Origin of the sequence: Sagittula salina, assembly GCF_017813235.1 — a bacterium.
In the GTDB taxonomy this organism is placed as follows: Bacteria; Pseudomonadota; Alphaproteobacteria; order Rhodobacterales; family Rhodobacteraceae; genus Sagittula; species Sagittula salina.
Genome location: NZ_JAGISH010000024.1, coordinates 1 through 20985 on the forward strand (window position 1 = coordinate 1; position 20985 = coordinate 20985).

Below are 20985 nucleotides of genomic sequence, written 5' to 3' on the forward strand. Positions count from 1 at the left end.
AGAAACCCGCCGGATCCGCGATCGACGCCGAATACAGCGCGTCATACTGCGCCGCGTCCACGTGCGCGGTGTTTACCGTTTCGGCCGAGGGCGCATAGGTTGAAACGGTTGTGGGCAATACCTGTTCATTCATGGATCTCTCCCCCTCCATACGAAATTCGAACGGTGCGGGAGCAACCCGTCACCAGGAATGCCACACACTTTACGCTACGTCGAAAATTTTACCATAACGCATGTAATAACTGATGTTTTTCTGTAAATATTTTCCATATGTATTGGATAATTGGTAAAGTTATTTGCGCTACCGGCGCTAACAGTCTTGTATTACCGAGACTTGGGATTTTCGCTCCAAACGTGTGCGACCTGCCCTCCGCCTGATCTCTTGTGCCCGTACCGCACCGATGAGGCGTCGCGGGGTGCGACAAAATGTGACGTCACACTTGCCTTTATCGCTAACAGGGTGAACCGCCGCGAATCTCAACCCCCCGCGCCAAACCGCTTGCACCCGGAGTGCTATGCTCTAGGCTCCCGGGGCACAGGCGGGAAAACCGCCATCACAGGGCGATCACAGCCCGTATCAAAGGGAGAAACACCATGACCATGATGACCAAGGTCTGCGTCTCGGCGCTGGCGCTGAGCATCGCCAGCGAAGCTGCCGCGACCGAATGGAACGTGTCCGTCTGGGGTAAGCGTCGTGCCTTTACCGAGCACATTCACAAGCTCGCCGATCTGGTGGCCGAGAAGACCAATGGCGAGTTTACCATGAACGTCTCCTACGGCGGCCTGTCCAAAAATACGGAGAACCTCGACGGCATCTCCATCGGTGCGTTCGAGATGGCGCAATTCTGTGCTGGCTATCACCCGGACAAGAACCGGGCGATCACCGTGCTGGAACTGCCTTTTCTTGGCGTGAACACGCTGGACGAAGAAGTCGCCGTGTCGAACGCGGTCTACGCGCACCCGGCAGTGGCCGAGGAAATGGCGCAGTGGAGCGCGCGGATGCTCATGACCTCGCCGATGCCGCAGTACAACCTCGTCGGCACCGGCGAACCGCGCGACACGCTGGAGAAAATGGACGGTATGCGCGTTCGCGCCACAGGCGGGATCGGCAAGGCCTTTGAGGCTGTCGGCGCGGTGCCGACCTCCGTGACCTCCTCCGAGGCCTATCAGGCAATGGAGTCGGGCGTCGTGGACACGGTGGCCTTTGCCCAGCACGCGCACCTGTCCTTTGGCACGATCAACGAAGCCGACTGGTGGACTGCGAACCTCAACCCCGGCACGGTGAACTGCCCGGTGGTGGTGAACATCGACGCCTATGACGCGCTGTCCGACGCGGAGCGCGAGGCGCTCGAAAGCTCGGTCCCCGAGGCTATCGACTACTACCTGTCGAACTATGGCGAACTGCTGAAGAAATGGGATGACGTTCTGGCGGAAAAGAGCGTCGAGAAGGTCATGATCTCCGACGAGGAGCTGGCGAAGTTCGAGGAAATTGGTGGCAAACCGATCCAGGACGCATGGCTGGCGGACATGTCGGCGCAGGGCCTGCCCGGTCAGGAACTGCTGGACCTCGTGCGATCGACGTTGAAGGCGCAGCGCGGCACGAACTGACCCGCGCGCAGGCGTGACATGACCCCGTTCCGGCCCCGCCTGTGGCGTGGGTCGGGGCGGGTGTCGGCTTTTGAAATCGGAGGCAGGGATGGCCGGAGCGGCATCTGTTCTGGAGGACGGCAGCCTTTTGTCGCGCCTTGATCGCAAGCTGTTGAAGCTCGAATGGGGCATGGCGGTGCTCTCGGGGATTGGCGCCTTCGTATTGATGTGCCTCGCCGTAATCTCTGTCGTGGGGCGCGAGGGGTTCAACGAGCCCCTGCGCGGCTACGTCGACTGGATCGAGGCGGCGATGCCGGTGATCGCGATCCTCGGCATTTCCTACGTACAGCGCGAGGGCGGGCATATCCGCATGGATATCGTCGTCGGGGCGCTTGGCGGGCGGGCGTTGTGGCTTGCGGAGTTCATCACCACGTTGCTTATCCTCGTGCTGATGGCGCTGCTGGTCTGGGGCACATGGGCGCACTTCGACCGCTCCTTCGATTTCGCAAAGCCGAACTGGAGCCGCGACAGCTCGATCGACATCGGCCTGCCGATCTGGCCCGCGAAACTGATTGTGCCGGTGGCCTTCTCGGTGATCTGTGCGCGGCTCGCGCTACAGCTCTGGGGCTTCGGCCGGGCCTTCGTGCTGGGGCTGGAGCGTCCCGTGGCGGTGCCGCTGGTTATGTCGGCGGCAGAACAGGCAGCGGCGGAAGCCGACCACATGCAGGGGCACGACGCATGATCATTCGCGTGAACGGCATACCCGCCCGCGGTCGAACGCGCATGGCTGACTGTGCGGGGAGCCTCCGGAAGCGGGGCGTCCGCGTCCAGGGTGCGAACCGAAAGGCATCGACATGACGAGCATCGAAATCGGCCTCTGGGTCACCGGCACGATGCTGGTCATGGTGGTGCTGGGTATGCGTGTTGCCTTTGCGGCCGCCGGTGCCGGGCTGATCGGCCTTGTTTGGATCTTCTGGGCGAAGAAGGGCATGGACCCCGCGCAATTCCAGTGGGCGCTTGGCGTGGCGGTAAAGACCGCGGGCCAGATCCCGCACGGCAAGGTGGCGTCGCAGGCGCTGTCGCTGATCCCGACCTTCATCCTGATCGGTTACCTCGCCTATTACGCCGGGCTGACGCGCGCGCTTTTTGAGGCGGCGAAGCGTTGGCTTGCATGGCTGCCCGGCGGCATGGCCGTCTCCACCGTCTTTGCCACGGCCGGGTTTGCGGCGGTGTCGGGTGCGTCGGTCGCGACGGCGGCGGTCTTTGCCCGCATCGCCATCCCGGAGATGTTGAAGATCGGCTATGACAAGCGGTTCGCCGCAGGGGTCGTGGCGGCGGGCGGCACGCTGGCTTCGCTTATCCCGCCATCGGCCATCCTCGTGATCTACGCCATCATCGTCGAACAGGATGTCGGCAAACTGCTGCTGGCGGGCTTTGTCCCAGGTGTCTTTTCGGCGGTGATCTACGGCGCGCTGATCGTCGGGATGGCGCTGATCATTCCGGGATTCGGTCCGGCGGTAAAGGGATTCACCTGGAAACAGCGGTTTGCCAGCCTGCCGCCGGCACTGCCCATTGTGGCGGTGGTCGTGATCATCATCTTCTTTGTCTACAACCCGTTTGGTGGCGATGCCTGGGGAACGCCGACCGAAGGCGGTGCCATCGGGGCCTTCATCGTCTTCCTCATGGCGCTTCACCACGGCATGCGCCTGCCCGAGCTGCTGGACGCGCTTGTCGAGACGGCGAAGCTGTCGATCATGATCTTCACCATTATCTGGGGCGTATTGATATATGTGCGGTTCCTTGGCTTTGCTGATCTGCCGGGCGCGTTTGCCGACTGGATCACGTCGCTGCATTATCCGCCGATGCTGATCCTGGTCTGCATCCTTCTGGCCTACGCGGTGCTGGGGATGTTCATGGATGCCATCGGTATGCTGCTCCTGACGCTGCCGGTTGTCTACCCGGCGGTCATGGCGCTGAACGGCGGTGAAACGGTGGCGGCAGCGGACAGCGCCTTTGGCATGAACGGCACAATGTGTGCGATCTGGTTCGGCATCCTCGTTGTCAAAATGGCAGAGTTCTGTCTGATCACGCCACCCATCGGTCTGAATTGCTTCGTGGTGGCGGGCGTGCGGCCCGAGCTTTCGGTGCAGGACGTATTTCGCGGAGTAACGCCGTTCTTCGTGGCGGATGCCGTGACCATCGCGGGGCTTGTGGCCTTTCCGGGCATCGTGCTCTGGCTGCCGTCGCTGGCCTAGAAAAGAGGTTGGGGGTGGGGCGGTGCCCCCCCCCCCCCGCTGCTCCTTCGGACTTGCTTCCCCGGTAGTATTTGGACCAAGGAGAAGCAGTGCGACGGCCCTTGCCGGGGAGGCCGCCGCGTTCTAGCGTTTTCGCAATGCGTCGTGGGCAAAGTGCAACTTGTCGCGCACTGGCTGTGCCAGCACGAAGGGGTACAGGTCGCCGATCTCCAGTGCCCGGTTGACGTGGTTGATTGCCAGGGTCAGGTCGATCGCCAGCGTAAGAAGCCGCCCCGTGTCGGACTCGGCGTAGGCATCGTAGCCTCGCGGCGGGCCTTCGGGTAGGGCAAGACCGGATGCGGCGGCGCTGTCGAGAAGGTCGGTCAGGTGTAGCAGGTGGGCGATGGTCTCGGCCCAGTCTTCATGCGGATGGGCGGTGGCGTAGGTCGTGACATGCGTCTGCCCCTTGTCGCGGGGCTGCGCGTAATGCGCCTTCAGGGCTTCGGCGTAATCGGCGCGCTCGTCGCCGAAGCGGGCACGGAATGTATCTAGGAAACCGGCCTGCGAAGACAGCCGTTCGAACAGGAAATGCGCCAATTCGTGCCGCATGTGCCCGATCATGGTGCGGTAAAGTTCGCCCATTTCCGCCTGTCGCCGGACCAGTTCGGCGTCTGAGGCCTCGGACACGTTGATGGTGATTTCACCCGACGCGTGGCCCATTGTTACCGGCGCGTCGCCTTCCGCGGTGTGTTCCGAAAGCAGACGGAACACGGGGCGGGCGCCGGGATCGTCTAGGGTGAACCACCCCCAGCGCATGAGGTTGGCCAGCACCCAGCGCTTTGCCTCCTCGGTGCGCTGCCAGAGCGGCAGGTTCTCCGCCTCTCGCAGGTCGGGCACCGTGGCGGTCATGGCGCAGGAGCGGCAGAGCCCGTCTTGCTCCGCTCGCCAGTTGCAGGCGATCTCCGTGCGGTTGGCGCAGGCCGCGGCATTGGCGACCATGTCCTGAGTTTCCGGGTCGAAGGTGACATTCTGCCCGCATGCGCAGGTCGCATTGTGGAACCAGAGCATCCCCCCGCAAGCGGGGCAGCGAAACACTTGCATTGATGTCCTCCGAAAGGCCGTGGCGGCCGCGGGCATGCTGGTGAACGCGCCCGAAGGGCGGTCGTTCCATGGGGACAACACATCAACCCTTACGTCAATAAGCCTTGTGCTGCCTATTATTTCTGATATTTCGGAAATATGGAAAATATGATTCTCGCTCAGCTGACGGCGCTCGCGCATCCGCGCCGTCTGGCGATTTTTCGCCTCCTGATGCGGCGCTACCCGGAGGCGGTGGCGGCGGGCGATCTGGCAATGACGCTGGACCTGCCGGCCTCCTCGCTTTCGGCCGCCGTGGCGCAGCTGTATCGGGCGGGGCTGGTGACACAACACCGTCACGGGACATCGCTACGCTACGCGGCGGACGTGGCGGGGGCGGGGCGCCTGACGGGCTACCTCGTCGACGATTGCTGCCGCGGACGCGGCGCCTTCTGCCCGCAAGACATGGGCGAACCTGCCGAGGGGGGCATGGTCATGGACCGGAAATGGAACGTTCTCTTCATTTGCTCGGGCAATTCCGCGCGGTCGATTTTTGCCGAGGCCATCCTGCGCGACTGGGCCGGCGACCGTTTTGCTGTCTACTCCGCCGGCACCCGGCCCCAGTCGGAACTGAACCCGCGCGCGCTGGATCTGCTGGATATCAAGGGCCATGACACCGCCGGATTGCGAGCCAAACACGTTTCCGAGTTCCAGACGGAGGCTGCGCCGAAGATGGATTTCGTCTTTACCGTTTGTGATCAGGCCGCGAACGAGGAATGCCCGCCGTGGCCCGGCCAGCCCGTCACGGGCCATTGGGGTCAGCCCGACCCGGCGCGCGCCACCGGCACGGATGCGGAAAGGATGCTGGCCTTCCGCCAAGCCTACGGGTCGCTGCAGAACCGTATCAAGGCCTTCGCTGCCTTGCCCATCGCAGCACTCGACCGCGCGTCCCTGCAGGCGCGCGTCGATGACATTGCCCGAGACATCACCGAGGAAGATGCATGACCACCTACGCTTTGAACGGCCTCGGCCGCATGGGGAAACTGGCGCTGAAGCCGCTGCTGGAGGCGGGCGCGCGCATCGCCTGGATCAACGACGCGGTGGGCAACCCGGCAATGCACGCGCACCTGCTGGAGTTCGACACCGTGCATGGTCGCTGGGGTGCCGATTTCAGCCATGATGCCAACAGCATCACCGTCGATGGCACACGCTTGCCGGTGCACTGCGAGCGGACGCTCGATGCCCTGCCGTTCGATGGCGTGGACGTGGTGATCGATTGCACCGGGCAATACAAGACCGAGGTGCGTCTTGCGCCTTACTTCGAACGCGGTGTGAAGAAGGTAGTGGTTTCCGCCCCGGTAAAGGACGGCAATGCCGCGAATATCGTCATGGGGGTGAACCACGAAACCTATGATCCCGCGCGCCACAGCATTGTAACAGCAGCCTCCTGCACGACAAACTGTCTCGCGCCCGTGGTCAAGGTCATCCACGAAGCGCTCGGCATCCGGCACGGGTCAATCACCACGATCCACGACGTGACCAACACCCAGACCATTGTCGATCGGCCCGCAAAAGACCTGCGTCGTGCCCGTTCCGCCCTGAACTCCCTGATCCCGACCTCAACGGGTTCGGCCACTGCGATCACGCTGATCTACCCTGAACTCAAGGGTCGCCTGAACGGTCACGCCGTGCGCGTGCCGCTTCTGAATGCTTCGCTGACGGACTGCGTCTTCGAGGTGGAGCGCGAGACCACCGCCGATGAGGTCAATGCCCTCTTCAAGGCCGCGGCCGAGGGGCCGCTCAAGGGCATCCTTGGTTATGAGGAACGCCCGCTGGTCAGCTGCGATTACGTCAACGACCCGCGGTCTTCGATCATCGATGCGCTTTCGACCATGGTCGTCAACGGCACGCAGGTAAAGATATACGCGTGGTACGACAACGAATGGGGCTACGCCCAGCGGCTTGCAGACGTGGCGCTGATGGTGGGCGGTTCCCTCTGAAGATGCATCCCGAAAGGGGCCGACCGCCACGCTGGCCGGCGTATTTTCACAGCAGGCAACAGCGGGCGCGCTGGTTCCTCTGCTTCCCGAAAGGCTTCGCGGCGCGGATACCCCATGTAATGATCCAAGGAAGAGCAACGTGACCGATACGCCCGCGAACAGGCCGTTCGCTGCCTATATCGCCGTGACCGCCGCCTATTGGGCCTTCATGCTGACCGACGGCGCGCTCAGGATGCTGGTGCTGCTGCATTTCCACACGCTGGGTTTTTCGGCGGTGCAGCTTGCCTATCTCTTCCTGCTTTACGAGATCGCAGGCATCGGAACGAACCTCTCCGCAGGCTGGATTGCGGTCCGCTTCGGGCTGACATCCACGCTTTATGGCGGCCTGGCGCTGCAGGTGGCGGCGCTCATCGCTCTGGCGCAGCTCGATCCGGGTTGGGGCCTGTCCGCCTCCGTGGTCTACGTCATGGCGGTGCAGGGCGCGTCGGGCGTGGCCAAGGATCTGTCCAAGATGTCGGCCAAGTCGGCGGTGAAGCTGCTGGCCCCATCCGGGCAGGGCGGTCTTTTCCGCTGGGTCGCGGTACTGACCGGGTCGAAAAATGCGGTGAAAGGCGCAGGCTTCCTGCTGGGCGCGGTGCTGCTCGCCTGGGCCGGCTTCCGCCCCGCGCTCTACGGCATGGCGGCGGTGCTGGCCGCGATCCTTGTCGCCGTGGCGTTACGGATGCCGGGCGGCTTGCCAGCTGGCAGGAAGGGCGTCAGGTTCGCCTCCGTCTTCTCCACTGACCGCAACGTCAATTGGCTCTCGGCGGCGCGGGTCTTCCTTTTCGGGGCGCGTGACGTCTGGTTCGTCGTCGGCATCCCGGTCTATTTCTACGCGGTGCTGTCCGATGGTTCGGAGGCGGGCAACCGCTCTGCCTTCTTTGTCATTGGCAGCTTCATGGCGGTCTGGACGATCCTCTACGGCGCGGTGCAGGCCTGGGCGCCGAAGGTCCTGCGCGCAGCCGACCGTGCGGAGGCTGAAATCGTCGCCAGCGCCCGTGCCTGGGCCTTCGCGCTCGTGCCGGTGCCCGCGATGCTGGCGCTGCTGGTCTTTGCCGCCGGCGGCCCGGCACCGTGGCTTACGGTGACGCTTGTCACGGGGCTGATGATCTTCGGCGCGCTCTTCGCTGTTAACTCGTCGCTGCACAGCTACCTGATCCTGGCCTTTTCCAATGGCGAGCGCGTAACCATGGACGTGGGGTTTTATTACATGGCGAATGCCGCCGGGCGCCTGCTGGGCACACTTCTATCGGGCCTAAGCTACCAAATGGGCGGCCTCCCGCTCTGCCTCGCTACGGCGGCCGTCATGGTGGGGTTCAGTGCCCTTGGCGCCTCCCGGCTACAGCCAGGCCCGGACTGACGCGCGGCACCACAGCGTCTTCCCGGTCATAATACTCCCGGCGCGAGCGGGACTCGCGCGGATCGCGGTGTAGAGGCAAGGCGAATCTCACTCTCTCAACAGCGCCTCCAGCCCGGCTTCCAGCCCCGCGAAGGCCTCTGCCAGCCGCGCCTCGATCTCGCGTTGGTAGGCCAGTGCCAGCGGCAACAGCTCTGCCATCAGCGCACGCCCCGCGTCCGTCAGCGCCAGCCGCACCAGCCGCCGGTCGCCTGCCTCCACCGTCTTTGCGATCAGCCCCGCCGCCTCAAGCCGTGACGCCGCGCGGCTGACCTTGGACTTCTCCATCGCCACGCGCGCCTCGATATCCCGGACCGAGACCGTCCGCGCCCCGTCGGTTGGTCTCGCCAGATGCACGAGAACCCGCCATTCCGGGATCGAGATGCCAAAACGTTTCCGGTACTGGCGTGCCAGTTCCTCGGATGTGCGCTCTGCCGCCACCGCCAGCCGATAGGGTGTAAACCGCATCAGGTCGAAGTCGGGCAAGGGTCTCGTCGTCATGGTCGGTCTCCAAGGCCTGTGAACGGCGGGACGCCACGCGGAGGTGAAGGCCCGCCGTGACATTAGCCTTGACTTCATTGCATATGCAATGATTATGCGAGCAGGACGAAAACTGCCGGGGAGGGTAAGGCGATGACCACGCATGATCTGCCGAAGGGGATGATCCGCGCGCCGGGCGGCCTTGGCCCGCACGAAGGCTACATGCCCGGTTTTGGCAACGATTTCGAAACCGAAGCCCTGCCGGGTGCGCTGCCGCAGGGGATGAACTCGCCGCAGAAGTGCAACTACGGCCTCTACGGTGAACAGCTCTCCGGCACAGCCTTCACCGCCAACCCGCCGGAGCGGACCTGGACCTACCGCATTCGGCCCTCGGTGAAGCATTCGACCCGCTACGCCCGCATCGACCTGCCGTTCTGGCAGTCCGCGCCCAATGTCGTGCCGGATGTGACCTCGCTCGGCCAGTACCGCTGGGACCCGGTGCCGTACACCGAGGAGCGCCTGACCTGGCTCACGGGGATGCGCACCATGACCACTGCGGGGGATGTGAACACGCAGGTGGGCATGGCCTCGCATGTCTACCTTGTGACTGAATCCATGGTCGATAGCTATTTTTTCAGCGCGGACAGCGAGCTGCTGGTGGTCCCGCAGGAGGGGCGGCTGCGGTTCTGCACCGAACTTGGGGTGATAGACCTGGAGCCCAGGGAAATCGCCATCCTGCCGCGCGGGCTGGTCTACCGGGTCGAGGTGCTGGACGGGCCATGCCGCGGCTTTGTCTGTGAAAATTATGGCCAGAAGTTCGAACTGCCCGCACGCGGTCCGATCGGTGCCAACTGCCTCGCCAACCCCCGCGACTTCAAGGCGCCCGTCGCGGCCTTCGAAGACCGCGAGAAGCCCTCGACGCTGACCGTGAAGTGGTGCGGCCAGTTCCACGAGACCGGGATCGGACAGTCGCCGCTCGATGTGGTGGCTTGGCACGGCAACTACGCGCCGCTGAAGTACGACCTGCGCACCTACTGCCCGGTGGGCGCGGTGCTCTTCGACCACCCGGACCCGTCGATCTTTACCGTGCTGACCGCGCCCTCGGGGGTGCCGGGCACCGCCAACATCGACTTCGTGCTGTTCCGCGAACGCTGGACGGTGGCGGAGGACACCTTCCGCCCGCCGTGGTATCACAAGAACATCATGTCCGAGCTGATGGGCAACATCTACGGCCAGTACGACGCCAAGCCGAAGGGATTTGTCCCCGGTGGCATGAGCCTGCACAACATGATGCTGCCGCACGGGCCGGACAGGAACGCCTTCGAGGGTGCGTCCAACGCCGACCTGAAGGCGGAAAAGCTGGACAATACCATGTCCTTCATGTTCGAAACCCGCTTCCCGCAGCATCTGACGCGCTTTGCCGCCGAGGACGCCCCGCTGCAGGATGACTACATCGACTGCTGGGCCAGCCTCGAGAAAAAGTTCGACGGGACGCCCGGCAGGAAATAGGTCCGATCCCCATGGTCGGGGCGGGCCGGGGCCCGCTTCCGGACCCCCGGAGTACTTGGACCAAGAAGAAGCACAGGCGACAGGAGAGCCCATGCCCTTGATGCGCAGCTGGGTCGAGGCGGCGAATGCCCCCGACTGCGAATTCCCCCTGAACAACCTGCCCTGCGGGTCCTTCCGCTCGGACGCGGGCGAGCCGCATTGCGGCGTGGCCATCGGCGACATGATCCTCAACGTGACGCGGCTGGAACAGGACGGGCTGATCCAGATGGAAGACGAGGAGGAGATCTTCTTCTACGGCGACTGGACGGAATTCATGCAACTGGGCTCGGAAGCCTGGGCCGCCTTCCGCGCCATAGTGACGGAGATGCTGTCGGAGGACGCGCCCGATGCGCCGGGGCTGGTGGACTATCTCGTGCCCATGGCCGGGACAGAGATGCTGATGCCCTTCACCGTTGCGGAATACACGGATTTCTATGCGGGCAGGCACCATGCGACCAACGTGGGGACCATGTTCCGTGGCTCCGAAAACGCACTGCCTCCGAACTGGCTATCGATCCCCATCGGCTACAACGGGCGAGCGTCCTCGGTGGTGGTTTCCGGTACCGACGTGCGCCGCCCATGGGGGCAGCTGAAGGCCCCGGACGCCGATCTCCCGGTCTTCGCCCCCTGCAAGCGCTTCGATCTGGAGCTCGAGATCGGAGCCGTCGTCGGCACACCATCCGACGGGCCGGTGACGGTCGCAGAAGCCGATGCGATGATTTTTGGCTACGTGCTCCTGAACGACTGGTCGGCGCGCGATATCCAGGCGTGGGAATACCATCCTCTGGGACCTTTCCAGGCAAAGGCCACGGCCACGACGATCAGCCCCTGGATCGTACCGAAGGCCGCGCTGGAACCATTCCGGGTCTCCACGCCCGAGCGGGAGCGCCCATTGCTTGATTACCTGCAGGAACCCGGCCCGATGCTCTATGACATCGCGCTGGAGGTGGGGCTGGCCCCCGAAGGGCAGGCCGAGACGGTGATTGCCCGCACCAACTACCGCGAGATGTACTATTCCTCGGCGCAGCAGCTGGCTCATCACACGACCTCCGGATGCGCCATGTCGACGGGCGACCTGCTGGGGTCCGGCACCATTTCCGGCCCGGAGAAGCACCAGCGGGGCGCGTTGCTGGAACTGGCATGGGGCGGCAAGGAACCGATCACGCTGGAAACCGGCGAGACGCGCAGCTTCATCGAGGACGGCGACAGGATCACGCTGCGGGGCTACGCACAGGGAGACGGCTACCGTGTGGGCTTCGGCGCCTGCACGGGGCGGGTCCTGCCCGCGCTCGGAGATCCCTACAAGCGCTAAGCGGTTTCTCTGCTTCGAAAATACTCAATTCCACGCCCGCTCATCGGGCGTAACCGACTGGAAGGAAACGCAACATGGCCAAGGCATTCGCCTCCGCAGGCGATATGGCGGAGAAAAAGACGAGCTTCACGCAGGTGGGTGAGGGACTCTATGCTTTCACTGCCGAGGGCGATCCGAACACCGGCGTCATCATCGGCGATGACAGCGTCATGATCATCGAGGCGCAGGCCACGCCACGCCTTGCCCGCAAGGTGATCGAACATGTGCGTGCCGTCACCGACAAGCCGATCAGCCACCTTGTGCTGACGCATTACCACGCGGTGCGCGTGCTGGGGGCCTCGGCCTATGGCGCGCGAGAGGTCATCATGTCCGACACCGCGCGTGCCATGGTCGCGGAGCGGGGGCAGGAGGATTGGGACAGCGAGTTCGACCGTTTCCCGCGTCTGTTTCAGGGTCACGAGGAAATCCCCGGTCTGACATGGCCTACCACGACCTTCTCGGAGGCGATGACCGTCTACCTCGGGAACCGGCGCGTCGACATCATGCACCTCGGCCGTGCGCATACGGCGGGCGATGCGGTAGTCTGGGTGCCCGATCAGGAGGTCATGTTCACCGGCGACATCGTGGAATACCACTCCGCCTGCTACTGCGGCGACGGGCACTACGGCGACTGGGAGGATACGCTGGAAAATATCGCGTCCTTCGAACCCAAGGCCATCGCGCCGGGGCGTGGCGACGCGCTGGTGGGCGAGGACATGGTGGCCAAGGCCATCGCCAGCACCGCCGACTTTGTCCGCTCCACATACAGGCCGGTCGCGAAGGTCGTGGCCCGTGGCGGCACGTTGAAGGAGGCATGGGACGCGGTGCGCGCCGAATGCGACCCGAAGTTTGCCGACTATGCGATCTACGAACATTGCCTGCCGTTCAACGTCGCCCGCGCCTACGACGAGGCCCGGGGCATCGACACGCCCCGCGTCTGGACCGCCGCGCGCGACAAGGACATGTGGGCGGCTCTGCAGGGCTGACACGATCTTCGGACGAAGATCGTGGCGCGGGCAGAGCTTTCGTCGAAAGCTCTGCCCGATCCCCAGTGCGATACGCGGGGCGACCCGTCGGGAGAGGAGGAGGTCTGACATGATCCAGGATCGCTACCAGCTGGCGTTCAAGCTTTACCCCTACGAACGTTCCCCCGATCAGGGCGCCGTCGTCCCGGTGCGCCACCCTGTGGTCGTCGTGGGCGGGGGGCCGATCGGCGTGGCGACCGCGCTCGACCTCGGTTTGCAGGGCATTCCGGTGGTGGTCCTGGATGACCACGAAGGCATTGGGCAGGGCTCGCGCGCCATCTGCTTTGCCAAGCGCAGCCTTGAGATCGCGCATCGCTACGGTGCCGGCCAGCCCATGGTCGAAAAGGGTGTGGTCTGGAACCTCGGCAAAGTCTTTCACGACGATCGACAGGTGTATGACTTCAACCTGCTGCCGGAGGCTGGGCACCGCTACCCGGCCTTCATCAACCTCCAGCAGCCCTATTTCGAAAAGTTCCTCGTCGACCGCGTGCGGCAGGCGCAGGCAGAGGGCGCGCCCATCGAGCTGCGCGGCCGCAACCGGGTGGAGGCGCTCACCCCGCAGTCTGACCACGTGGCGCTGGAGGTGCAGACACCCGAAGGCGCCTACCGGCTTGAGGCCGACTGGGTGATCGCCTGTGACGGGGCCTCCTCCCCGCTGCGCGGCATGATGGGACTCGACTTCGAAGGACGCGTCTTCGAGGACAGCTTCCTGATCGCCGACATCCGCATGGCCAGTGACGATTTCCCTACCGAGCGCTGGTTCTGGTTCGAGCCGCATTTCAAATCCGGCGCCTCCACGCTGCTGCACAAGCAGCCCGACGGGGTCTGGCGTGTCGATTTCCAGATCGGCTGGGACGTGGACCGCAAGGAGGAACTGAAAGAGGAGAACGTCCGCCGCAGGCTCGATGCCATGCTGCCGGGCGTGGAGTATGACATCGTCTGGACCTCCATCTATACCTTCCAGTGCCGCCGCATGACGCGGTTCCGCCACGACCGGGTGATCTTTGCCGGTGATGCCGCGCACCAGGTTTCGCCCTTCGGGGCACGCGGGGCGAATTCCGGCATGCAGGACGTGGACAACCTCGGCTGGAAGCTCGGCGCGGTTATCCGCGGCGAGGCGCCGGGGGCGCTGCTCGACAGCTACGACGTGGAGCGCATCCACGGCGCCGACGAGAACATCCTGAATTCCACCCGATCCACCGACTTCATCACGCCGAAGTCGACCATCAGTCACGTATTCCGCAACGCGGTTCTGGACCTTGCGGAGCATCACGCCTTTGCCCGGCCGCTGGTGAACTCGGGGCGGTTGTCGGTGCCCTGCACCTACGACGGCTCGCCGCTGAATGGCGCGGATGCGCTGCCGGGCGGGCCGGAGCGCACGCGCCCCGGCAGCCCGTGCCCCGATGCGCCGCTGGGGGCTGGTTTCCTGCTCGACCGGCTGGGAGGGCGGTTCATGCTGCTGGTCATAGGTCCCGAGCAACAGGGGCTGTTGCCGGAGTGCGACCTGCCGGTGGTGACGGTCGATGCCGCCGACGACCCGGACGGCACGCTGGCGGCGCGCTATCTGGGCGAGGCTCCGGGCGCCATCTACCTGATACGCCCCGATCAGCACGTCGCGGCGCGTTGGACCTCTTGCGACGCGGCAGCTGTGCGGGCGGCGCTGGCCCGCGCGATGGGAAAGGAACTCTGATGCCGGTGAAGACCCAGCCCAACATCCCCGATCCGGACGGCTTCTACGCTGAACTCATCGCCACGCATGAGGGCCTGACCGACACGGAAAGCGCGGCCTTGAACGCGCGGCTGATCCTGATCCTCGCCAATCATATCGGCGACCGCGACACCCTGTCCGAAGCGCTGCGCATGGCACGCGCCGCCCGCGTGGCCTGACGCCTCAGACCGCCGAAATGCCGCCGTCCAGCGTTACGGTCTGTCCGGTCATGTAGCTGTTGGCGGGCGAGGTGATCCACAGCGCCGCCTCCGCCATCTCCTGCGCCGTCCCGAACCGTCCGAGCGCATTCAGCGGCGTCTGCAGCCGGGAGGTGTCCTCGCCAAACGCGTCCAGCATGGGTGTTTCGGTGAAGCTGGGGCATAACGCGTTGATCCGGATGCGCTGTCGCCGCACCTCATGGGCGAGCGAGCGGGTCAGGCCCACCACGCCGTGTTTTGTCGCCGCATAGGCGGCGAGGTTCGGTGCGCCGGAAACACCTGCGAGCGAGGCCACGTTCAGAATGCGCCCTCCGTCGCGCATCGCCGGGATCTCTGCCTGCAGGCAATGGAACAGGCCCGTCAGGTTCACCGCCAGCAGTCTGTGCCAGACCTCCGCCGACAGGTCCATCAGTCGCCCCCATGGCCCGGAAATCCCGGCGTTGTTCACGCAAATGTCGAGCGGGCCGAAACGCTCGGTCCCTGCTGCCACCAGTCCCGCCACCGATCCTGCGTCGGTCACGTCGCAGCGCAGTGCCAGCGCGCGCTCCTGCGCCGGGATGGCATCGACGTCGAGGTCCGAAAGGACGAGGTTCGCGCCATGCGCATGAAAGGTTTGCGCCATCGCCCGGCCCAGCCCGCCGGCGGCGCCGGTGATCAGCACAGTCTGTCCGGTAAGGTCGATCTGCATGGCGGCCCTTTCTGCGCCCGGGGGCGTTATCCGCGTGCGCTGTCGTCGAAATGGTCGGGATGCTCCGCCCGGACCCGCTCCAGCACGTTGGCGATATCACCGAGGTGGGCGCGCAGCTGAGCCTCTGCCGCCACAACATCCTGCGCGATCAGAGCCTCCACCATCCGTTTGTGCTCCTGATAGACTGTCAGCTGCCGCGCGCTGGACAACGTCAGGTAGCGCACGCGGTCCATATGCGCCTTCTGTTCGGAAATCAGGTCCCAGGCGTGAGAATGCCCCGCGATCCGCGCCAGCGTCTGGTGAAAGCCGTCATCCAGCGCGTGGAACCGCGTGGGGTCGTCGGTCGTCAGCGCCTCTTGCTGGGCAGCGAGGCTTTCGTGCAGTTGCGTCGCCGCTTCGGGTGTCATGCGGCGGACCGCCTCGCGCAGGCATTCGCTCTCGATCGCGGTACGGATGAAGGCCGCATCCAGAACTGCCTTCCGGCTGATCCGGGTGATCTGCGTGGCGCGTTGTGGGCGGATCAGCAGAAAGCCCAGCTTTGACAGACGAAAGAACGCGTCGCGCACCGGCTGGCGCGAAACGTTCAGCTGTTGCGCGACCTCTGCCTCCGACACGCGGGTGCCGGGCGGCAGCTGGAGCGAGATCACCGCCTGATAAAGCGTGTCGAACACCAGATCGGTGGCCGACTTCTGGGGGGCGACGGAAAGGCTGGCAAGGGCGGTATCTGACATGGGGTTCTGCGTAACGGCTCGCTGATCGTTCGCCAAGGGCGACGTTGACTTGAACTTTCAACTAGCATATTAGCAGATCAACGCCAAGACCCACGAGAGCAATGCCGCCATGCCGCTGACCGACCCCGACCGCCTCTTTCCCGTCGAACCTGCCCTGCGGGGGCTGGCGCGGGAGCTTTACGACGGGGTCGCAGGCCTGCCGATTATCAGCCCGCACGGTCATTGCGATCCGCGTTGGTTCGCGGAGAACGCGCGCTTTCCAAATCCCGCGGAGCTTTTCGTTGTGCCGGACCACTACGTGTTCCGGATGCTCGTCAGCCAGGGTCTGACGCTGGAGGAACTGGGCGTCCCCCGCGTCGACGGTGGCCCCGTCGAGACCGATCCGCGCGCCATCTGGCGGCGTTTCGCGGCGCACTATCACCTGTTTCGCGGCACGCCCTCGGCGATGTGGCTGGATCACTCCTTCGAGCATGTCTTTGGCCTCGATCAGATACTCTCGGCGCAGACCGCCGACGCCTGTTACGACCATATCGACGCCTGCCTTGCACAGCCGGATTTCACGCCTCGGGCGCTCTTCGAGCGCTTCAACATCGAGGTGCTGGCCACCACCGAAGGCGCGCTCGACGACCTTAAATGGCATCGCATGATCCGCGAAAGCGGTTGGACGGGCAGGGTTGTCACCACCTATCGCCCCGATGCCGTGGTTGATCCCGAGTTCGAAGGCTTCGCAGCCAACGTCGAAGCCTTCGGCGCGCTGAGCGGCGAGGATACGGCGACCTGGGAGGGTTACCTGACCGCGCATCGCATCCGTCGGCTGTTCTTCAAACAGCATGGCGCAACGGCCTCCGACCATGGCCACGCAACCGCGCGGACGGAAAACCTGTCGCAGGCGGACGCCGCGGCCCTGTTCCAAAAGGCGCTGAAAGGTGCCTGCACACCTGACGAAGCCGACGCCTTCCGCGGCCAGATGCTGACCGAAATGGCGCGCATGTCGCTGGAGGACGGGCTGACGTTGCAGATCCACCCCGGATCGCGGCGCAACCATTCGGCGGACGTCTTCGCCCGCTTTGGTCGCGACAAGGGTTTCGACATTCCGGGCCGGACGGATTATGTCAGTGCGCTCAAACCCTTGCTGGACGCCGTCGGCATGGAGCGTGAGCTGCGCGTTGTTCTTTTCACATTGGACGAGACCGCTTACGGGCGTGAACTGGCCCCGCTGGCGGGCGCCTATCCCTGCCTGCGGCTGGGGCCGCCGTGGTGGTTCTTCGACAGCTATGAGGGTATCCGGAAATTCCGCGAGGCGACCACGGAAACCTGCGGTTTCTACAACACCGCTGGCTTCAACGATGACACGCGCGCCTTCTGTTCCATCCCGGCGCGGCACGACGTGGCGCGCCGTTCGGACTGCGCGTATCTCGCGCAGCTGGTCGGCACCGGACGCCTGCGGGAGGCAGACGCCCATGCCGTTGCATACGACTTGACTTACAGCCTGGCGAAAGAGGCCTACGGCCTTTGAAGCAGGCAAACCAGGGGAGGAGAGACCCAATGAAGACGACACTGGCAACCTTGCTGGCATCCGTGGCGCTGGTCGGCGCGGCGCAGGCCTGCGAAATCACGCTGCGCTCCAGCGACACCCATCCGGAGGGCTACCCCACCGTGGTCGCGGTGCAGAAGATGGGCGAGCTGCTCGAAGAACGCTCCGATGGCCGCATCTGCGTCGAGGTGTTCCACTCCGCCCAGCTGGGCGAGGAAAAGGACACCATCGAACAGACCCAGCTGGGCGTGATCGACCTGAACCGCGTCAGCCTCGGGCCGTTCAACAACATCATCGAAGAGACGAAAGTTTTCTCGTTGCCCTATATTTTCGCAGGCACCGACCACATGCACAAGGTGGTCGACGGCGAGATCGGTGATCGCATCCTGAACGAATTCCAGAACCACCAGCTGGTCGGCCTCGCCTACTACGATGGCGGTTCGCGCAGTTTCTACAATTCGCAGAAGCCGATCCATTCCATCGACGACATGAGCGGCATGAAGTTCCGCGTCATGCAGTCGGACGTCTTCGTGGACATGGTCGACGCGCTCGGCGGCAACGCCACGCCACTGCCCTACGGCGAGGTCTACTCCTCCATCCAGACCGGCGTCATCGACGGGGCAGAGAACAACTGGCCGTCCTACGAATCCTCCGGCCACTACGAGGTCGCGGGCTACTACACGCTCGACCAGCACCTGATCGTGCCCGAGGTGCTCGTGATGTCGCAGACCTCCTGGAACAAGCTGTCGGCCGAGGACCAGGCGCTGGTAAAGCAGGCGGCGAAGGACTCCGTCCCGGTCATGCGCCAACTCTGGGCAGAGCGCGAGGCCGCCTCCGAGGAGAAGGTTCGCGCCAGCGGCGTCGAGGTCGTGGCCGACATCGACAAGAAGCCCTTCATGGACGCGATGGTGCCGGTCTACGAAAAGCACGTCACCTCGGAAAAGCTGAAGACCCTCGTCGAAGACATTCGCGCGGCTCAGTAATCTGCTGTACGGGCGGGCCTCCGGGCCCGTCCGACCACCTCGGGGGGCTGTCATGCAGGACATGGTGCTAAGACTGTCGGCGGCGATCGCCCGCGCGACACGGGTATTCCTTTGGCTGGCGGCGGCGGGGCTCGTCGGCATGACCACGCTGATCGGATGGCAGGTCTGGGGCCGCTTCGTTCTGAACGACACGCCCACATGGACAGAAACCACGTCGATCCTGCTGATGGGCTGGTTCATCTTCCTCGGGGCCGCCGTGGGCGTGCGCGAGGGCAACCACCTGTCCTTCGATGTGCTGCTCTACGTTCTGCCCGACCGCGTTCAGAGGCTCTTTCACACGATCTCCGACTTCGTGGTGATCGCATTCGGCGGCGGCATGGTCTGGTACGGCTGGCAACTGGCTGAAACCACATGGGCCACCACGATTCCCAACCTCGGCATCACCGGGGCCGCGGCCTTCTTCAGCCTGATCGTGGGCGGGGTGCTGATGATCCTTCTTTCGGTGGAACGCCTGCTGCGCCGCGCCGTGGGGCTGAACACCTCCCGCTTTGGCGAGGACCCAATTCAGGAATGAGACGCGGCACGCCGATCCCGTTCCCGCCGGGGCGACAGCGCGCCGGAGGGGGACGCAGCCTGCGGACTGTCGATGCGAATACCACATTGAAAACTTTGCTAGAAACCCTCCTGGGGTGGAGGTCGGGGCAGGTGGATCGCGCGAACGCTCCGGGAGATGCGGAAGGAGCGGCTGGCTGTCCCAGGGGCGCCCCGTCAAAGGAATACATATGGAACTGATCGTCCTTTTTGGCACCTTCACGGTGCTTCTCCTGATCGGCACGCCGGTCGCCTTCTGCCTTGGCGTGGCTTCATTTGCCACGATCGCCTACATCGGGCTTCCTCCCGTGGTGGTCTTCCAGCGGCTGAACTCCGGCATCTCGGTCTTTGCCCTGCTGGCGATCCCCTTCTTCATCTACGCGGGCGAACTCATGGTCCGGGGCGACATCGCGCGTCGGCTGGTGGCGCTGGCGGGCGCCGCCGTGGGCCACATGCGCGGCGGGCTGGGGCAGGTGAACATCGCGGCCTCCGTCCTCTTCGGCGGCATCTCCGGCTCGGCCGCCGCCGACGCCTCCGCCATTGGCGGGCTGATGATCCCGCAGATGGAAGCGCGCGGCTACGGCAAGGACTACGCGGTGAACGTCACAGTGACTTCGTCGATCATCGCGCTGATGCTGCCGCCTTCACACAACCTCATCATCTACTCGATCAGCGCGGGCGGGCGGCTTTCCATCGCGGACCTGTTTACCGCAGGCATCATCCCGGGCCTGCTGCTGGCCGTGGCGCTCATGGTCGCCGCATGGGCCGTCGCGAAAAAGCGTGGCTACCCGACAGAACCCTTTCCCGGCCTGCGCGCCATGGGGGCGCTGCTGTTCAGCGCGTTGCCGGGACTGATCCTCGTCGCCATCATCTTCGGCGGCGTACGGTCGGGCATCTTTACCGCTTCGGAATCCTCCTGCATCGCGGTGATCTACGCGCTGGCGATCACCTGGTTCGTCTACCGCTCGCTGCCCTGGTCCGAGTTCGTGGAGGCGACCAAATCCGCCGTCCGCACCTCGTCGATGGTGTTGCTGGTGATCGGCTCGGCGGCCGCCTTCGGCTGGCTGCTTGCCTATCTCAAGGTCCCCTCCGACCTCGTGGAATGGATGAAGGGGCTCAGCACCAACCCCATCGTGATCATGCTTCTGCTGAACGTGATCCTGCTGGTGCTGGGCACCTTCATGGACATGAGCCCGCTGATCGTAATCACCACGCCAATCTTCCTGCCCGTGGCCACCGCCTATGGCATCGACCCGGTGCAGTTCGGCATCATCCTGATCCTGAACCTCGGCATCGGCCTCTGCACGCCGCCGGTGGGCGCAGTGCTCTTCGTCGGTTGCGCCGTCGGCCGCATCCGCATAGGCGAGGTCGTGCGCACCATCTGGCCGTTCTACATCGCCGCCTTCGCTGTGCTGATGATGGTCACCTATATCCCGGCGCTATCGCTCTGGCTGCCCGGCATCTTCCGGTAAGGAACCGACATGCTCGGAACCTATCCCACCGTTTCCCCCGACACCGGCGTCCTGCGGCAGGTCCTGTCGCAGAACGAGTCGCTCATGGTCGTCTCCTTCCGCTTCGAGGCGGGCGCGACCGGCGCCCTCCACGACCATCCGCACGTCCAGTCGACCTACGTGAAGGCGGGGCGCTTCCGCTTTTCCGTGGGGGAAGAAACCTTCGAGGTGGGGGAGGGCGACAGCTTCGTCATCCCCTCCGAGGCCCGGCACGGCTGCATCTGCCTTGAGGCGGGGGAGCTGATCGATACCTTCACTCCCCGCCGCGACGATTTTCTCTGAGG

Annotated in this window: 20 protein-coding genes; 16 read left to right on the top strand and 4 right to left on the bottom strand. The window is 64.6% G+C overall.

The window, feature by feature from the left end; genetic code table 11:
• Positions 1-594: 594 nt before the first annotated feature.
• The 3 genes from dctP to J5474_RS21865 all read left to right on the top strand — a co-directional run bounded on the left by dctP (position 595) and on the right by J5474_RS21865 (position 3842).
• Positions 595-1608 carry a TRAP transporter substrate-binding protein DctP gene (dctP, locus tag J5474_RS21855; protein WP_209364081.1) on the top strand — a complete coding sequence of 338 codons (1014 nt, stop codon included), beginning with the start codon at positions 595-597 and terminating at the stop codon, positions 1606-1608.
• Between the two features lie 88 nt (positions 1609-1696).
• On the top strand, positions 1697-2329 hold the full coding sequence (locus tag J5474_RS21860) for a TRAP transporter small permease subunit (RefSeq protein ID WP_209364082.1): 633 nt from the start codon (positions 1697-1699) through the stop codon (positions 2327-2329).
• Between the two features lie 112 nt (positions 2330-2441).
• On the top strand, positions 2442-3842 hold the full coding sequence (locus tag J5474_RS21865) for a TRAP transporter large permease (RefSeq protein ID WP_209364083.1): 1401 nt from the start codon (positions 2442-2444) through the stop codon (positions 3840-3842).
• Between the two features lie 123 nt (positions 3843-3965).
• On the opposite strand, the gene J5474_RS21870 is transcribed toward J5474_RS21865, so the two are convergent.
• Positions 3966-4922 (bottom strand): zinc-binding metallopeptidase family protein, encoded by a 957-nt coding sequence (locus tag J5474_RS21870; RefSeq protein ID WP_209364085.1) that lies wholly within the window; start codon positions 4920-4922, stop codon positions 3966-3968.
• Between the two features lie 138 nt (positions 4923-5060).
• Between J5474_RS21870 and J5474_RS21875 the strand changes: the two genes are divergently transcribed.
• From J5474_RS21875 to arsJ, 3 genes are all read left to right on the top strand, one after another.
• A complete protein-coding gene (locus J5474_RS21875; protein WP_209364087.1) occupies positions 5061-5903 on the top strand; it encodes an arsenate reductase/protein-tyrosine-phosphatase family protein in 843 nt (280 codons plus the stop codon).
• On the top strand, positions 5900-6898 hold the full coding sequence (locus J5474_RS21880; RefSeq protein WP_209364088.1) for an ArsJ-associated glyceraldehyde-3-phosphate dehydrogenase: 999 nt from the start codon (positions 5900-5902) through the stop codon (positions 6896-6898). Before J5474_RS21875 ends, J5474_RS21880 begins: the two co-directional genes overlap by 4 nt.
• Before the next feature lie 139 nt (positions 6899-7037).
• On the top strand, positions 7038-8297 hold the full coding sequence (arsJ, locus tag J5474_RS21885) for an organoarsenical effux MFS transporter ArsJ (protein WP_209364089.1): 1260 nt from the start codon (positions 7038-7040) through the stop codon (positions 8295-8297).
• An 87-nt stretch (positions 8298-8384) separates the two neighbouring features.
• On the opposite strand, the gene J5474_RS21890 is transcribed toward arsJ, so the two are convergent.
• Complete coding sequence (locus J5474_RS21890; protein ID WP_209364090.1) at positions 8385-8834, bottom strand: MarR family winged helix-turn-helix transcriptional regulator; 450 nt, start codon at positions 8832-8834, stop codon at positions 8385-8387.
• A gap of 132 nt (positions 8835-8966) precedes the next feature.
• Between J5474_RS21890 and hmgA the strand changes: the two genes are divergently transcribed.
• The 5 genes from hmgA to J5474_RS21915 all read left to right on the top strand — a co-directional run bounded on the left by hmgA (position 8967) and on the right by J5474_RS21915 (position 14624).
• Positions 8967-10322 (top strand): homogentisate 1,2-dioxygenase, encoded by a 1356-nt coding sequence (gene hmgA, locus J5474_RS21895; protein WP_209364091.1) that lies wholly within the window; start codon positions 8967-8969, stop codon positions 10320-10322.
• A gap of 91 nt (positions 10323-10413) precedes the next feature.
• Complete coding sequence (fahA, locus tag J5474_RS21900) at positions 10414-11673, top strand: fumarylacetoacetase (RefSeq protein WP_209364092.1); 1260 nt, start codon at positions 10414-10416, stop codon at positions 11671-11673.
• A gap of 74 nt (positions 11674-11747) precedes the next feature.
• On the top strand, positions 11748-12698 hold the full coding sequence (locus J5474_RS21905; protein ID WP_209364093.1) for an MBL fold metallo-hydrolase: 951 nt from the start codon (positions 11748-11750) through the stop codon (positions 12696-12698).
• Between the two features lie 109 nt (positions 12699-12807).
• A complete protein-coding gene (locus tag J5474_RS21910; protein ID WP_209364095.1) occupies positions 12808-14427 on the top strand; it encodes an FAD-dependent oxidoreductase in 1620 nt (539 codons plus the stop codon).
• On the top strand, positions 14427-14624 hold the full coding sequence (locus tag J5474_RS21915; protein ID WP_209364097.1) for a DUF2783 domain-containing protein: 198 nt from the start codon (positions 14427-14429) through the stop codon (positions 14622-14624). The genes J5474_RS21910 and J5474_RS21915 overlap by 1 nt, the downstream gene beginning before the upstream one ends.
• 4 nt (positions 14625-14628) lie before the next feature.
• On the opposite strand, the gene J5474_RS21920 is transcribed toward J5474_RS21915, so the two are convergent.
• Together J5474_RS21920 and J5474_RS21925 are read right to left on the bottom strand one after the other, a co-directional pair.
• Positions 14629-15351 (bottom strand): SDR family NAD(P)-dependent oxidoreductase, encoded by a 723-nt coding sequence (locus J5474_RS21920; protein ID WP_209364099.1) that lies wholly within the window; start codon positions 15349-15351, stop codon positions 14629-14631.
• Between the two features lie 26 nt (positions 15352-15377).
• Positions 15378-16082: a GntR family transcriptional regulator gene (locus tag J5474_RS21925; protein WP_209364101.1), complete on the bottom strand. Its 705-nt coding sequence runs from the start codon at positions 16080-16082 to the stop codon at positions 15378-15380.
• Positions 16083-16191: 109 nt separating this feature from the next.
• Here J5474_RS21925 and uxaC point away from each other — a divergent pair, with 109 nt between their 5' ends.
• The 5 genes from uxaC (at position 16192) to J5474_RS21950 (ending at position 20983) form a co-directional block, all read left to right on the top strand.
• Positions 16192-17598 carry a glucuronate isomerase gene (gene uxaC / locus J5474_RS21930; protein WP_209364103.1) on the top strand — a complete coding sequence of 469 codons (1407 nt, stop codon included), beginning with the start codon at positions 16192-16194 and terminating at the stop codon, positions 17596-17598.
• 29 nt (positions 17599-17627) lie between these two features.
• Entirely contained in the window at positions 17628-18599 is a 972-nt protein-coding gene (locus J5474_RS21935) for a TRAP transporter substrate-binding protein (RefSeq protein ID WP_209364105.1), read from the top strand.
• A gap of 52 nt (positions 18600-18651) precedes the next feature.
• Positions 18652-19173, top strand: coding sequence for a TRAP transporter small permease (locus J5474_RS21940; RefSeq protein WP_209364107.1), 522 nt, complete (start codon positions 18652-18654; stop codon positions 19171-19173).
• Positions 19174-19381: 208 nt separating this feature from the next.
• Positions 19382-20662, top strand: a complete 1281-nt coding sequence (locus J5474_RS21945) for a TRAP transporter large permease (protein WP_209364109.1) — start codon at positions 19382-19384, stop codon at positions 20660-20662.
• A gap of 9 nt (positions 20663-20671) precedes the next feature.
• Positions 20672-20983 (top strand): cupin domain-containing protein, encoded by a 312-nt coding sequence (locus J5474_RS21950; RefSeq protein ID WP_209364111.1) that lies wholly within the window; start codon positions 20672-20674, stop codon positions 20981-20983.
• Positions 20984-20985: the final 2 nt, after the last annotated feature.